The organism is Enterococcus sp. DIV1368b, from assembly GCF_050529595.1.
Taxonomy (GTDB): Bacteria; Bacillota; Bacilli; order Lactobacillales; family Enterococcaceae; genus Enterococcus_B; species Enterococcus_B mundtii.
The window spans coordinates 1,207,763-1,221,717 of the sequence record NZ_CP172883.1 but is presented as its reverse complement, the minus strand read 5'-3'; the positions used below and the strand labels follow the sequence as shown (position 1 = coordinate 1,221,717).

The following is a 13,955-nucleotide window of genomic DNA, read 5'->3' as shown; positions in this document are numbered from 1 at the left end:
CTTGCTCCTTTCATTTGCTCCGTTTAAAAAAATGATACTTTTTCTTTTAAAGATTCTTGGTATTTTTCTTCGTAGTCATATAGCGGTGTCGGATAATCGCCGTTGAAATAAGCCATACATAACCCTGAATAAGGGGCATCTTTTTGTAGGCCGATTGCGCCAATCAAACCTTCTTCACTCAAGAAATCCAACGAATCTGCACCGATACATTCTCTGATTTCTTCGATTGAATGATTCGCTGCGATCAGTTCTTTCCTCGTTTGGATGTCGATCCCATAAAAACATGGATATTTCAATGGTGGAGATGCAATTCGTACATGGACTTCCTTTGCTCCGGCTTCTTTTAATAGATTGACGATTCTTCGGCTTGTAGTGCCGCGAACGATCGAATCATCGACCATAATGATTTTTTTTCCTTCAACAACTCCTCGAACCGCTGAAAGTTTCATTCGCACACCTTGTTCTCTTAATTCTGGCGTTGGTTGAATGAACGTACGCGCCACGTATTGATTTTTCACCAAGCCGATCTCATAAGGGATTCCACTTGCTTCCGCATACCCACTGGCTGCTGACAACGAAGAATTCGGCACACCAACCACCATATCTGCTTCGATCGGCGCTTCAGCCGCTAAACGTCTCCCCATATTTTTGCGTGCTGTATGCACATTGATCCCTGCAATATCAGAATCCGGACGTGCAAAGTAAATATATTCCATCGAACAAATCGCCAGTTGAGTATCTGTCGTGTATTGTTCGATCGTATAGCCATCATCATTGATGATGACGATTTCTCCTGGCAAGACATCACGTACGAAGCGCGCACCGATCCCTTCCAGCGCACAGGTTTCAGAAGTAATGACATATGCGCCATTTTTCATTTGACCAATGGCTAATGGGCGAAAACCATTAGGGTCCAGTGCCGCAACCATGGCGTCTTCTGTCAGTAATAAGTAGGCAAACCCGCCTTTTACCTCAGCTAAGGCTTCCTTTAATCTGTCTAAAAATGTTTCTTCGTTACTACGACGGATCAAATGCATCAAGATCTCTGTATCTGAATTTGAATGAAAGATAGCACCATCTTTTTCTAAAGACGTCCGCAAAGAGCGAGCATTCGTCAGATTGCCGTTATGAGCCAACCCAATCGATTGATCGTAAAATTTGAATAAAAAAGGTTGGATATTATCTACACTGCCATTGCCCGCAGTAGCATAGCGAACGTGACCGATCGCTGCTTGTCCAGATAAAGCTGCTAGTTTTCTTGGATCTTTGAATACCTCCGAAAGAAGCCCAAGATCACGGTGACCATATAATTTCCCGTCATCATTCGATACGATGCCAGCGCCTTCTTGCCCACGATGCTGCAAACTATGCAAACCAAAGTAAGTGACATTGGCAGCTTGAGGATGTCCCCAAACACCGAACACTCCACATTCTTCATTGATGCTTCTTACTTCATAAGACATTCGATCGCTTCCTCCCAAGACTGTTTCGCCGAAGCGACTGCCAAGTCAACTCTTCCATCATTTGCTTGTACCACTAATTGTTTTTCTTCCGTCACGTGACCAAGAAATGTCACACGATCACCAGCTAGTTTTTCAAATGCTTGTTTGTTTTCTCTTGTTACTGATACGACAAAACGTGATTGTGTTTCAGAAAACAGATGAGCAACTGGCAGATCAATTGTCGTTGATACCCCAAATCCATTTGTAAACGCTGATTCAGCGATAGCTACCGCTAACCCACCTTCTGCACAGTCATGCGCACTTTGGATCAGTCCAGCTTTGATTGCTTCTAACACCAAGGTTTGGTTTTCTTTTTCGGTGGTTAGATCAAAATGCTCCACCATTCCTTCGATCCTGCCAAGCTGCATCTTTTGTAATTCACTGCCGTTAAAGTCTGCAAACGTCTGGCCGATCACATAGATCAAATCTCCCGCTTGTTTGAACTCTTGGGTAGTGATATGTTCGTGCGCTTCGATCAATCCGACCATACCGATCATCGGCGTTGGATAGATCGCTTGGCCATCTGTCTCGTTATATAAAGAAACATTTCCTGAGATCACGGGTGTTTCCAACATTTCACATCCTTTGGCAATCCCATCAGCTGAGTACGCTAATTCCCAGAATACTTCTGGTTTATCTGGAGAACCATAGTTCAAACAATCCGTGATCGCTAACGGTTGTCCACCACTCGCGACGATATTTCTTGCTGCTTCCGCAACAGCGATCTGACCACCAATTTCTGGATCTAGATAAATATAACGAGCATTACAATCCGTCGTCATCGCTAACGCTTTTTTCGTGCCACGAATACGTAAGACTGCGGCATCACTACCCGGAGCAACGACTGTATTCGTTTGGACACGAGAATCGTAAGTTTCATAGATCGAACGTTTTGAAGCAATCGTTGGTTGTTGCAATAAATCTAGCAACACGTTATTTGGGTCATCGATCACTGGTTGATATTGCCCTAATTCACGGAATTTTGCCATCCGTTCTGGTTCAACCATTTCTTTCTGGTAGACAGGCGCATCTTCTGCTAAGGCATCTACCGGAAGATTAGCTACTTCTTTTCCATGATGATACAAACGGTACTGACCATCATCTGTTACTTTTCCGATCGTCACCGCATCTAAATCGTATTTTTGGAATAGTTCTTGGACGCGCGCTTCTGATCCTGCCTTCACACAGATCAACATCCGTTCTTGTGATTCAGACAACATCATTTCATAAGGGGTCATCTGTGATTCACGCTGAGGTACATCGTCCAAGGTCAATACCAAACCAGAGCCTGCTTTTGAAGCCATTTCTGAACTAGATGAAACAAGTCCTGCCGCACCCATATCTTGGATACCGACAAGAATGTCTGAGTGGTCAAAAATCAATTCCAAACAAGCTTCTAACAATAATTTTTCCATAAAAGGATCGCCAACTTGGACTGCTGAACGTTGTTGTTCTTCTTCTTGACTAAATTCTTCGGAGGCAAATGTCGCACCGTGGATACCATCCCGACCTGTCTTAGCACCCACATACATGATCGAATTGCCCACACCTGATGCTTGTCCTTTTTGGATATCTTTATGGTCGATCAACCCGACACACATCGCATTGACCAATGGATTTCCTTCATAACAAGGATCAAAGGCGATCTCACCACCAACCGTTGGTACGCCGATACAATTACCATACCCTCCGATACCAGCAACAACTTCTTCTAAAAGGTATTTTGTACGAGGATTATCTAATTCACCAAAACGCAGTGAATCAAGTAGAGCAATCGGACGTGCACCCATACTGAAAATATCACGAATAATACCCCCAACACCTGTTGCTGCGCCTTCATAAGGTTCGACTGCCGAAGGATGATTGTGGCTTTCTGCTTTAAAAACCACTGCTTGTCCGTCTCCAATATCAACGATGCCCGCACCTTCACCAGGCCCTTGTAAGACATTCGGCCCACTTGTTGGGAATTTTCTCAAGATCGGCTTGGAATTTTTGTAAGAACAGTGTTCACTCCACATGACTGAGAACAAACCGGTCTCCGTATAATTAGGCATCCTACCTAAGATGTCTTCTTCGATCATCCGGTATTCTTCATCCGTCAGTCCCCATTGCGTATAAATCTTTTGTTCTTTGATTTCTAATGCAGTTGGCTCCATCATTGTTTTCATTTATGCAGTCACCTTTCCGAAATTCTTCAATAGCGAAGCGAAGAAACGTTTGCCATCCTCTGAGCCAAGTAATGCTTCCATTGCTCGTTCTGGGTGGGGCATCATCCCTAACACATTTCCTGCTTTGTTTGTAATCCCTGCAATGTTGGCCACACTGCCGTTGATATTTTCTCCCTCGTAGGTAAACACGATTTGGTTGTTGTCGATCAGTTCTTGAAGCGTCTCTTCGTCACAAAAATAATTGCCTTCTCCATGGGCCACCGGCAACTGGATCACCTCATTTTTGTCGTACTCTGAAGTAAAGGATGTTTGATTGTTGACTTTCAATGACGCTGACTTACAGATGAAACGCAGTGAATCATTTCTTCTTAATACGCCTGGTAACAATCCAGCCTCCGTCAACACTTGGAATCCATTACATGTACCAAAAACAGGTTTTCCTTCTTCCGCAAAACGAATCACTTCATCCATGATTGTGGAGAAACGAGCAATCGCTCCACAACGTAAGTAATCCCCGTAAGAAAATCCGCCAGGGATCAATACTCCGTCATACCCTTCAAGAGAAGATTCGTCATAACGAACATAGTCTGCTTCTGCGCCCATCACATCACGGATCGCCCAAAGCAAGTCCGCATCACAATTCGATCCAGGAAAAACAATCACGGCAAATTTCATGCTAAACTTCCTCCATTTTGTTGATTTCATAACGATACGTTTCCATATTGACATTTGCTAATAAACGATCGCAAATCGCTTCGATCGTTGCTTCTACTTCTTCTTCAATTGCAGAGACTTGGATCTCAAAATACTTTCCGATACGAATATCTTCAATGTTGTCGTAGCCTAAACGATGCACCGCATTTTTAACTGCCTCTCCTTGTGGGTCTAATACTGAGTCTTTATATGTTACGTACACTTTTACAAAATACATGATTTATTCTCCTTTATTTTCGAGTGATAATTGATTTAAACGATCGAGCACTTCTTGATAGACAGGAATGATGTTGCCAATCTTTCGCCGGTAGACATCTTTATCCATATGTTTGTTTGTAGCAATATCCCATAAGCGACAGGTATCCGGGGAAATCTCATCTGCTAATTCGATTTCTCCTATATCCGTTCGGCCAAATTCCACTTTAAAATCGACTAATTGTAAATCGATCTTTTTGAATAGTTTGATCAGCTGTTCATTGATGAGTAACGCTTGTTTTTTTAGTTCGGCGATCTCTTCTGGAGTTGCTAGCTTTAAGAAAGCAATATGTGAATCATTGATGAATGGATCATCTAATTCATCTTTTTTGTAGTAAAATTCAACGATTGGTGCCGGTAGCACTTGCCCTTCTTCTACTCCTAGGCGTTTTGAAAAACTTCCAGCTGAAATATTTCTGACGACCACTTCTAAGGGAATGATCGACCGTTTTTTTATCAATTGTTCGGTTTTTGACAATTTCTCAAGAAAATGATTTTTTATTCCTTGATTTGATAAGTATTCAAAAATAGCACTTGTGATTTGATTGTTCAATTCTGCTTTTCCTTGCATCTGGTCTTTCATTCCACCGTTGAGGGCAGTCACTTGGTCTAAATACTCCACCCATAAGACAGTTTCATCATTCGTGTTAAACATTCTTTTTGCTTTTCCTTCATAGAGCAAATTCTGTTTTTCCATGTCTACGACTCCTTGTTTATTAACGTTGTTTTACAAACATACATTATTTGTTCGTCTTTTCACTTTAAATTTTACCAAGGGTCAGGAATCAAATCAATACAAAAGTGTACATTTTAACCATTAAAAACACTTAATGTTCGTCTTTCGTACTTTTATTAAGAATAGTTGTTCTTCGTTAAGAAGCGTTTACACATTTATTAATTGGTGATATAGTAGATTTAAAGAAAACAGTTAGAGGTTTCAAGGAGGTAACTAAATGGAAGATCCAAGTATGTCTGCCCAACGCTTTTTACTCGATTTATCTGTTGAAGAAAAATCACGCTTGTACAATGATCTGCTTGCTATCAAAGATGTTGATGCCTGCATGAAGGATCGAAGTTTTTATACATTTAGAAAACTTCGTCGTGCAGCAAAACGACAATCGGAGTGTCGAAAACGAACATTCCATTACTTAACCCAAAACAACCATGAACTAGTGATCAAACAAATCCATGAGCAAAAGCTATTCAAGCATCATTACCGCTTGCTCGTGACCTTCGATCAACAAGAATTTGGCTATACATTTGTTGAAACATTATTGAATCTTCTACATTCCCAACATTTCAATTTGGGGCATCAAATGGCTTATGCTTAAACCAAAAAGAACATCCCTCAGAAGTTAGTCTGAAGGATGTTCTTTTTTTCTTTCATTAAAAAAAATAGTTCTAGCTAGTGATTGTTCGTCTTTTCCTCGATCAATCGTGAAACATTGTTAACCTACATTCTTGCTGAGTAGTTTATGCTAAACCGACACGTTCAAAAATGACATCCACATTTTTCATATGGTGGTTGTAATCAAATGCTTCAGCGATTTCTTCTGGTGTCAAAACAGAAGTGATCGCTTCGTCTTCTTCAAGTAACGGACGGAAGGACACTTGGTTATCCCAAGCATACGCTGTCTTAGGTTGAACAAGATCATAGGCTTCTTCTCTTGTCATCCCTTTATCGATCAATTTCAACATAACACGTTGGCTATAGATCAAGCCAAATGTCGCATCCATGTTACGTTTCATGTTTTCTGGGAATACTGTTAGATTTTTAACGATATTGCCGAAGCGGTTCAACATGTAATCAAGTAGGATCGTTGTATCAGGCAGAATGATCCGTTCTGCAGAAGAATGGGAGATATCTCTTTCGTGCCATAATGAAACATTTTCATAAGCGGTAATCATATGCCCACGGATCACTCGCGCTAAGCCAGCCATATTTTCTGAACCGATTGGATTGCGTTTATGTGGCATAGCAGATGAGCCTTTTTGTCCTTTGGCAAAAAATTCTTCGACTTCTCGTGTTTCAGATTTTTGAAGTCCACGAATCTCAGTCGCAAAGCGTTCGATACTGGTCGCAATCAATGACATCGTCGCAAAATATTCGGCATGTAGATCACGTGGTAAGACTTGCGTGGATACTTCTTGCGGACGGATGCCTAATTTTTCACACACGTATTCTTCAATGAACGGAGGGATATTCGCAAACGTACCAACAGCACCGGAGATTTTTCCTGCTTCTACGCCTTTTGCTGCATGTTCAAAACGTTCAATGTTTCGTTTCATCTCAGAATACCAAGTAGCTAATTTTAGGCCGAAAGTCGTTGGCTCAGCATGCACACCATGCGTGCGTCCCATCATGACTGTATACTTATGCTCTTTGGCTTTTTCACCAATGATCGCTGTGAAACGTTTCAAATCTTCGCGCAAAATGTCATTTGCTTGTTTGATTTGGTAACCATAAGCTGTATCAACCACATCTGTACTTGTTAATCCATAATGGACCCATTTACTTTCGTCGCCAAGTGTTTCCGAAACTGCTCGAGTAAAAGCAACGACATCGTGGCGTGTCGCTTGCTCGATCTCTAAAATACGAGCGATATCAAAAGACGCGTGTTCACGGATTTTCACTACATCTTCTTTAGGTATTTCTCCCAATTCTGCCCAAGCTTCATCAGCAAGTATTTCAACTTCTAACCATGCTTGATATTTATTTTGCTCTGTCCAAATATTGCCCATTTCAGGTCGTGTATAACGTTCTAACATCAACTATTCTCCTTTAATCCCAAATATTCGTTTTTTCGATTTCTTTTACTGTCGACTCGATATCTTCTGTCAAAATCGTGATGTGTCCCATCTTACGACCTTTTTTCGCTTGTTTCTTGCCATAGAAATGAAATTTCCAATCTTGTTTTTTCGCAATCAGATTGTAACTTTCTAATAGTTGTTCACCTAAAACGTTGACCATGACTGCATCACTTAACAATGGGACTTTTTTAGGTAAAGGCCAACCGCAAATCCCACGGATATGCGCATCAAATTGTGTCATTCCGCATGCTTCTAAGGTGTAATGGCCTGAATTGTGTGGACGTGGTGCCAATTCATTCACATACAATCCACCAGTCTTCGTCAAGAACATTTCGACGCCCAGTACACCGGACAAACTCACTGCTTCAGCAATCACTTTAGCAATTCTTTCTGCCTCTTCGATCACATCCGCTGAAACAGTTGCTGGCGCAATCGTTTCATGGAGAATATTATTACGGTGGATATTTTCAACAACTGGGAATGTCGTATATTGCCCTTGCCCATTGCCTGCGACCATGATCGATAGTTCTTTTTCAAATGGGATCCAAGCTTCTAATACGCAAGTTCCTTCTCTTAAAAGATCCATCGCAGGAGCTAAGTCTGCTCGACTCTTCAGTACATATTGCCCCTTACCGTCATACCCGCCTCGAGTTGTTTTCAAGACACAAGGATAACCGATACCATCGATTGCATCTTGGATATCTGTAGGACTGACGATCGTTGCATGTGGAGCGATCACGATGTTATTTGTTTCTAAAAATGATTTCTCTAGTAGACGATCTTGCGTGATTGCCAATAAATCTGTTCCTTGAGGAATAAATGACATCGGCAAAATCGCATTCAGTGCTTCCACACTCACATTCTCAAATTCGTAGGTGATGACCTCAGTTCGTCTTGCAAGTTCTTCTAAAGCAAACGTATCATCGTAGGAACTTTCAATGTGCCAGTCCGCTACTTGAGCAGCCGGGCAATCATTCATCGGATCAAGTACACCGACTTTGAAGCCCATTTCTTTTGCACTGATCGCCATCATGCGACCTAACTGTCCACCACCGACGATTCCGATCGTCGAGCCTGGTAATAATGGTTTAACCAAGTTGATCACTACTTTCTATTACAGATTCAACCGACATTGCGCGTCGTTTCGCTAATGCAGCCTCCAACTCTAAATCATACATTGAAAGCATCTGTATCGCAAGTAGACCAGCATTAATTGCGCCTGCTTTTCCAATCGCTGTCGTCGCCACAGGCACGCCACCTGGCATTTGGACAATGGATAGCAAAGAATCCAATCCGTTCAATGTTCGGCTTTGAACAGGAACACCAATAACCGGTAATGTCGTCTTTGCAGCAACCATCCCTGGTAAATGAGCTGCTCCTCCCGCACCTGCAATAATCACTTTTATACCTTTTTCTCGAGCTTCTTCTGCATATGAAAACATCAAATCTGGTGTTCGATGTGCTGAAACTACTTTCTTTTCAAAAGAAACGCCAAATTCTTCAATGATCTCACACGCATGTTTCATTGTTTCCCAATCCGAGATACTCCCCATTATTACAGAAATTTTTGCAGCCATTCGTTTCTCCTCTCGATTCGTATTCACTTATATTTTATCAATCGCCCCTCTGTAAATCAAGATAAATTCGAATGAAAAATAGATAAAAAGGCTTATTGTTCGTCTTTAACAAATTGACTTTTGCTTGTTGAAATCAAGTTTTTCTGATCCAAATCATTTGTTTTTTTTTAGGATATCACACTTTTTCTTCATGTATCCAAAAGTAGGGAGAATCTGTTCATGACTATGCTACAAATAAAAAATTCGTCTGGGTCATTCGTCTTCTTGCACCACCCAAAACCAAACAAATGGCAGGAACAAAAGTAATCTTTTCGAAAATAAGGCACCATCCACAAAAATTTGAAAAACAAATTTCGTGGATGGTGCCTTATTTCTGTAAGCTAAAAAAGTCTCTACCCTATTAAGTTACTAGCTATGATTTATAGAAGTGATCTATATTATTACTTCAATGCTTCTTTAATGATTCTCTCGTCTTGTTTTAGTCCGTTAAAAACTAAGTTCAAAACAATTGCTGTGATACTGCTCATAACGATCCCGTTTCCTGTGAACATTTGAACTGTTTCAGGTAACTGGCTGAATAATTCGGGCATCAGATTGAAGCCTAAACCAAAACCAATCGACACTGCAGCAATCAATAAATTTTTGTCATTTGTAAAATCTACTTCTAACAACATCCGGATTCCCTGGATCGCCACCATTCCAAACATGACCAACATCCCGCCACCAAGAACTGGTTCAGGTATGATTTGAGCCACTGCGCCGATTTTAGGGAATAAACCCAAGATGATCAAAAAGAAAGCGGAAAAGTAAATTGGTTTTCTTGTTTTGATTCCTGAAAGTTGTACCAATCCGACATTTTGTGAAAAGCCTGTATAAGGAAATGTGTTAAAAATACCACCTAAGATGACGGCTAACCCTTCTGCTCGATAGCCTTTTTTCAGTTGCTCTTCTCCAACTTTTTTTCCAGTGATATCTCCTAAGGCAAAATAGACGCCTGTTGATTCTACCATGCTTACCATCGAAATGATGATCATCAATAAGATCGACCAGATTTCAAATGTCGGTTTCCCAAAGTAAAAAGGTTGCGGCACGTGAAAAACAGGGGCTTGTCCAATTGCTCCTAGATCGATTCTACCTAAAAAGGCAGCTAAGATACTTCCACCGATCAAACCGATCAATACCGCAATCGATCGAATGAACCCTTTGCCTAATAATTGCACACCAACGATCAGTAGGATCGTGACAAACGCTAATAGTAAATTCGTCAAATCACCAAAGCCTGGAGCAGTTGCACTGCCACCACCCATTTTTTCGATAGCTACTGGAATCAACGTCAAGCCAATCACTGTGATCACTGTTCCAGTAACAATCGGTGGAAATAGCTTTTTGATCTTTGAAAAGAAACCAGCAACTAGCACAACAAAAATCCCTGATGCGATAATCGAGCCATAGATTGCACCGACACCTTCTGTACTACCAATCAAAATCAACGGGGCAACTGCTTGGATCGCACAACCTAAAACAACTGGTAAACCGATCCCGAAAAACCGGTTGACAGTCAACTGCAAGAGCGTTGCTAATCCACACATGAAAATATCGATTGAGATCAGATAAGTCATTTGTTCTTGATTAAATCCTAACCCCGTACCGATCAATAACGGTACAGCGACTGCTCCCGCATACATCGCTAATAAATGCTGTAACCCTAAGACAGCTGCTTTTCCATTTTGTGTTTCTTTCTCCACGCTTACGCATCCTCCTCAAGAAAATCTACTTGACCATCAGAAAGTGATGCAACGCGGGCAAGTGAGACCACTTTTAAGCCCATTTCTTCAAGAAGTTGACGACCGTCTTGGAAGGATTTTTCAATGACGATCCCGATTCCCTCAACACTCGCACCTGCTTGTTGACACAATTCGATCAACCCTTTTGCTGCTTGACCATTGGCTAAAAAGTCATCAATAATCAGTACTTTATCTTCAGAAGACAAGAATTTACGAGAAATCGATATCGTGCTTGTTACTTGTTTTGTAAATGAATAAACGGATGCCGTCAATAATTCTTCATCCATCGTCAAACTTTTGGCTTTCCTTGCAAAGATCATCGGTACACCGAGCTCTTTGGCCGCAAATAAAGCGGGGGCGATGCCAGAAGCTTCAATCGTCACCACTTTAGTGATTCCTTGTTCTTTAAATACTTCCGCAAAACGTTGGCCCATTTGTTCCATCAAAACTGGATCTACCTGATGGGTAACAAAACTATCTACTTTCAACACGCCTTCACCCAAGACTTGTCCATCTTTATTGATACGTTCAACTAATTCTCTCACTTTATTTACTCCTTTTCTTGCTAAATTCATGCCACTCAACATAGAAAAAAACATCTCTACTGCTCATGTATAAGCAAAAAAGATGTCTCACTACTTTTTCACTTATAGTCCAACATTTACGGTGCTGGCTAGAAACTGTCATCCTTATTATGACGATATATAAGTTGTTCGATATTCGATTGATAAATGATATTTTTAGAAATAAAATAGTTTATTTTTTAAACGATGAAAACAGTCTAACACTTGTTTCTGAAACTTACAACTATATTTCTTGTTTTTCTCATGAAGGATTTATCTTTGGATTATTCTTGATAAACCTCATAGTTTCATCCTAGCAAACAAAATAGTATTTATGAAATAAAGCAACCTATCCCATAAAGGAAAAGGTTGCTAAAGCCAAGATTGTATCGGTAACTATTATCTATGGTTGGTTGAATGATATTTATTTTCGTTTGGTACTCAATTGGTTTTCTCGATTTTTCGATACTTGTCCATTTTGCGGCTGAATAACTCCCCGCTACTAGGTGGTGTGTAGGTGATCGCATTGGCGCCAGCTTCAATCGTTTCTTTGATGCTTTCTTCCGTGGGACCTCCAGTCGCAATAATCGGTAATTCTGGGTACTTTGCTCGGAAAAAGCGAACAGTGTCTGCTGTATCTTTTCCCGCACTGATATTGATGATCGTAATGCCGGCTGCCAATTTTTCGTCGATTTCCGAGTATTTAGACGTGACTGTACTGATTACCGGTATATCAACCACTTGACAGACATCATGGACAGTCTCTACTGGTGTTGGGCCATTCAAGACTACGCCTAATGATCCTTGTGCTTCTGCAAAAAGGCTCATATATGCCGAACGCATCCCTTGTGTCAAGCCACCGCCGACACCTGAAAACACAGGGATATCCGCTGCTTCAATGATGCTTTTCGTAATCGCCGGATGGGGTGTAAAAGGATAAACTGCGATCACCGCATTTGCATTGGTGTTTCTGATGATCGCAATATCCGTGGTGAAGATAATCGAACGTATCAACTTGCCAAAAATTTTAATACCACTTGCTTCCATAATGACCTCTGGGACTCTCACGATATCCTTACGTAATTCTGTCATTATTTCTGGAACAAATAAATCTGCCATCCGTCCACTTCCGTTCTTTTCTGATTATTGATCGTATTGATTTAACTGGTAAGTTTCAATCACATGTATGATTTTATCAGCATATGTCGGATCTGTCGCATATCCTGCCGCCTGTAACGCATGAGCTGCTTCAATATAATTGGTCGCAGTGATCACATTCGCATACAATGCAGGATTCCAATCGACACCATTGACAAATAAAGCCGTGTGGTCATCCATTGATTGTTCCCACGAAGAATAGACTCGAAAGTCTCCTTGGATGGTGATCCATTCTTCATTGATATATTCTTTTGTTTCCAGATTGACTTTTTCTTCGTTCCCGAACGCTTTGATTCCAAACAAGTTCTTATATTTACTGGCAAGCGTACTATTGCCCCAATCAGATTCAAGGATGGCTTGCCCAATAATGATACTTGGCAAAACGCCATAGCCTTGTTGTAGTTCTTTCGCATGTGGAACTAATGCGTTGATAAATTCTTGATGAGTCAGTGTTTCTTGTTGCTGTGCTTCCGTAGAGTAGGGCGATGACAAACTTCTCAAAGAAAAAACAAAAGCCATCATGATCAACATACTCCCTAAAACTACAGCAAACCAGCGATTATTTTTACGCCTTTGTTTTTTCCATTTATTTTTTGCCATCTCTTATTCCTACTTTTCTTTTAGTTGGTCCAAGTACTCCTCCATCGTTAAATCGTTTGATGTGATATATTCTGCACTTTCTTTGCCTACATAACGTAAGTGCCAAGGTTCATAAGTGATTTTTGTAATATCTTCTCGACCTTTTGGGTAACGGATAATAAAGCCATATTTAGAGGCATTGTCCGCAAGCCATTTCGCACCTGGTTCGTCACCATATTTTTCATCCAATACAGTATTGGGATAATTGTTATACCATGTTTCATCGACCACATCCACAGCTAAACCTGTATGGTGTTCACTGTAACCCGGTTCTGTCATAGTTTTTTTCGTAATCGCGGTCGCCTCTTCTTCAGTGACTCCCTGACTACTCATCACCTGTTGGACATTTTGAGCGAACACCTCTTGTTGTGTCGCAACGGAGCGGTAAGCCGATACCATAACTAAAGGAAAGCCCGCAGCTTTAGCTGCGTTAGCCAGTTCTTCATAATCAGCCTTAATACGTTTGTCGATCAAATAGCCATTATCTAGCGCAGCCAATTGGTTAGCTTCATCGATTTCTGTCTCGATTTTGTGATCAGGTCCGACCAATACCAGCGACCAATCATCCAACTTAACATCTGGCAAATCACTAGAGGTTGGTTTTTTTGTTGCTTTTTCTGTACTTTCTTCTGTCGCACTCGTCGTGTTTGTTTGTTCTGTCTTTGAATTATCAGCTTGAGCTTTCGTATCCGTCCGACTCTCACTAACAACCAGATAGCCCATCGCAACAATCATGATCACGACTGAGATAACGCCTAAAATTTTATTCACGTAAAAAAATCCT

Annotated in this window: 14 protein-coding genes and 1 riboswitch; of the genes, 1 reads left to right on the top strand and 13 read right to left on the bottom strand. The window is 41.0% G+C overall.

Annotated features, from left to right (window positions below; all coding sequences use genetic code 11):
* Positions 1–23: 23 nt before the first annotated feature.
* Genes purF through purC form a run of 5 tightly spaced genes read right to left on the bottom strand, consistent with a single transcriptional unit; the run spans position 24 to position 5,336 of the window.
* A complete protein-coding gene (purF, locus tag IGJ19_RS05800) occupies positions 24–1,463 on the bottom strand; it encodes an amidophosphoribosyltransferase (RefSeq protein WP_071867134.1) in 1,440 nt (479 codons plus the stop codon).
* Positions 1,448–3,670 (bottom strand): phosphoribosylformylglycinamidine synthase subunit PurL, encoded by a 2,223-nt coding sequence (gene purL / locus IGJ19_RS05795; protein ID WP_115357534.1) that lies wholly within the window; start codon positions 3,668–3,670, stop codon positions 1,448–1,450. Before purL ends, purF begins: the two co-directional genes overlap by 16 nt.
* Positions 3,671–4,345 carry a phosphoribosylformylglycinamidine synthase subunit PurQ gene (purQ, locus tag IGJ19_RS05790; protein ID WP_019724081.1) on the bottom strand — a complete coding sequence of 225 codons (675 nt, stop codon included), beginning with the start codon at positions 4,343–4,345 and terminating at the stop codon, positions 3,671–3,673.
* Position 4,346: 1 nt separating this feature from the next.
* Positions 4,347–4,601, bottom strand: coding sequence for a phosphoribosylformylglycinamidine synthase subunit PurS (gene purS, locus IGJ19_RS05785; protein ID WP_074799713.1), 255 nt, complete (start codon positions 4,599–4,601; stop codon positions 4,347–4,349).
* Positions 4,602–4,604: 3 nt separating this feature from the next.
* Complete coding sequence (gene purC / locus IGJ19_RS05780; RefSeq protein ID WP_430604466.1) at positions 4,605–5,336, bottom strand: phosphoribosylaminoimidazolesuccinocarboxamide synthase; 732 nt, start codon at positions 5,334–5,336, stop codon at positions 4,605–4,607.
* Positions 5,337–5,592: 256 nt separating this feature from the next.
* Between purC and IGJ19_RS05775 the strand changes: the two genes are divergently transcribed.
* A complete protein-coding gene (locus tag IGJ19_RS05775) occupies positions 5,593–5,970 on the top strand; it encodes a hypothetical protein (RefSeq protein WP_071867138.1) in 378 nt (125 codons plus the stop codon).
* A gap of 142 nt (positions 5,971–6,112) precedes the next feature.
* On the opposite strand, the gene purB is transcribed toward IGJ19_RS05775, so the two are convergent.
* The 8 genes from purB to IGJ19_RS05735 form a co-directional block, all read right to left on the bottom strand.
* Positions 6,113–7,408, bottom strand: a complete 1,296-nt coding sequence (gene purB, locus IGJ19_RS05770; RefSeq protein WP_074799714.1) for an adenylosuccinate lyase — start codon at positions 7,406–7,408, stop codon at positions 6,113–6,115.
* Between the two features lie 13 nt (positions 7,409–7,421).
* Positions 7,422–8,546 (bottom strand): 5-(carboxyamino)imidazole ribonucleotide synthase, encoded by a 1,125-nt coding sequence (gene purK / locus IGJ19_RS05765; protein WP_181880044.1) that lies wholly within the window; start codon positions 8,544–8,546, stop codon positions 7,422–7,424.
* A complete protein-coding gene (gene purE, locus IGJ19_RS05760) occupies positions 8,539–9,027 on the bottom strand; it encodes a 5-(carboxyamino)imidazole ribonucleotide mutase (RefSeq protein WP_010735688.1) in 489 nt (162 codons plus the stop codon). Before purE ends, purK begins: the two co-directional genes overlap by 8 nt.
* A 440-nt stretch (positions 9,028–9,467) precedes the next feature.
* Positions 9,468–10,772, bottom strand: a complete 1,305-nt coding sequence (locus tag IGJ19_RS05755; RefSeq protein WP_019723457.1) for a nucleobase:cation symporter-2 family protein — start codon at positions 10,770–10,772, stop codon at positions 9,468–9,470.
* Between the two features lie 2 nt (positions 10,773–10,774).
* The gene (locus IGJ19_RS05750) at positions 10,775–11,356 is read right to left on the bottom strand and encodes a xanthine phosphoribosyltransferase (protein WP_019723458.1); all 582 of its coding nucleotides are present in this window, start codon (positions 11,354–11,356) and stop codon (positions 10,775–10,777) included.
* A gap of 85 nt (positions 11,357–11,441) precedes the next feature.
* A riboswitch (purine riboswitch) is annotated at positions 11,442–11,539 on the bottom strand.
* Between the two features lie 276 nt (positions 11,540–11,815).
* Positions 11,816–12,493: a hydrolase gene (locus tag IGJ19_RS05745; RefSeq protein ID WP_071867140.1), complete on the bottom strand. Its 678-nt coding sequence runs from the start codon at positions 12,491–12,493 to the stop codon at positions 11,816–11,818.
* Positions 12,494–12,517: 24 nt separating this feature from the next.
* A complete protein-coding gene (locus IGJ19_RS05740) occupies positions 12,518–13,132 on the bottom strand; it encodes a glycoside hydrolase family 73 protein (RefSeq protein ID WP_071867141.1) in 615 nt (204 codons plus the stop codon).
* Between the two features lie 9 nt (positions 13,133–13,141).
* Complete coding sequence (locus tag IGJ19_RS05735) at positions 13,142–13,942, bottom strand: M15 family metallopeptidase (protein WP_071867142.1); 801 nt, start codon at positions 13,940–13,942, stop codon at positions 13,142–13,144.
* Between the last annotated feature and the right edge of the window lie 13 nt (positions 13,943–13,955).

Coding starts and splice junctions, on each gene's coding strand:
- IGJ19_RS05745 (WP_071867140.1), bottom strand. CDS start 12,493: ATGGCAGATTTATTTGTTCCAGAAATAATGACAGAATTACGTAAGGAT.
- purL (WP_115357534.1), bottom strand. CDS start 3,670: ATGAAAACAATGATGGAGCCAACTGCATTAGAAATCAAAGAACAAAAG.
- purQ (WP_019724081.1), bottom strand. CDS start 4,345: ATGAAATTTGCCGTGATTGTTTTTCCTGGATCGAATTGTGATGCGGAC.
- IGJ19_RS05775 (WP_071867138.1), top strand. CDS start 5,593: ATGGAAGATCCAAGTATGTCTGCCCAACGCTTTTTACTCGATTTATCT.
- IGJ19_RS05740 (WP_071867141.1), bottom strand. CDS start 13,132: ATGGCAAAAAATAAATGGAAAAAACAAAGGCGTAAAAATAATCGCTGG.
- purS (WP_074799713.1), bottom strand. CDS start 4,601: ATGTATTTTGTAAAAGTGTACGTAACATATAAAGACTCAGTATTAGAC.
- purC (WP_430604466.1), bottom strand. CDS start 5,336: ATGGAAAAACAGAATTTGCTCTATGAAGGAAAAGCAAAAAGAATGTTT.
- purE (WP_010735688.1), bottom strand. CDS start 9,027: ATGGCTGCAAAAATTTCTGTAATAATGGGGAGTATCTCGGATTGGGAA.
- purB (WP_074799714.1), bottom strand. CDS start 7,408: ATGTTAGAACGTTATACACGACCTGAAATGGGCAATATTTGGACAGAG.
- purF (WP_071867134.1), bottom strand. CDS start 1,463: ATGTCTTATGAAGTAAGAAGCATCAATGAAGAATGTGGAGTGTTCGGT.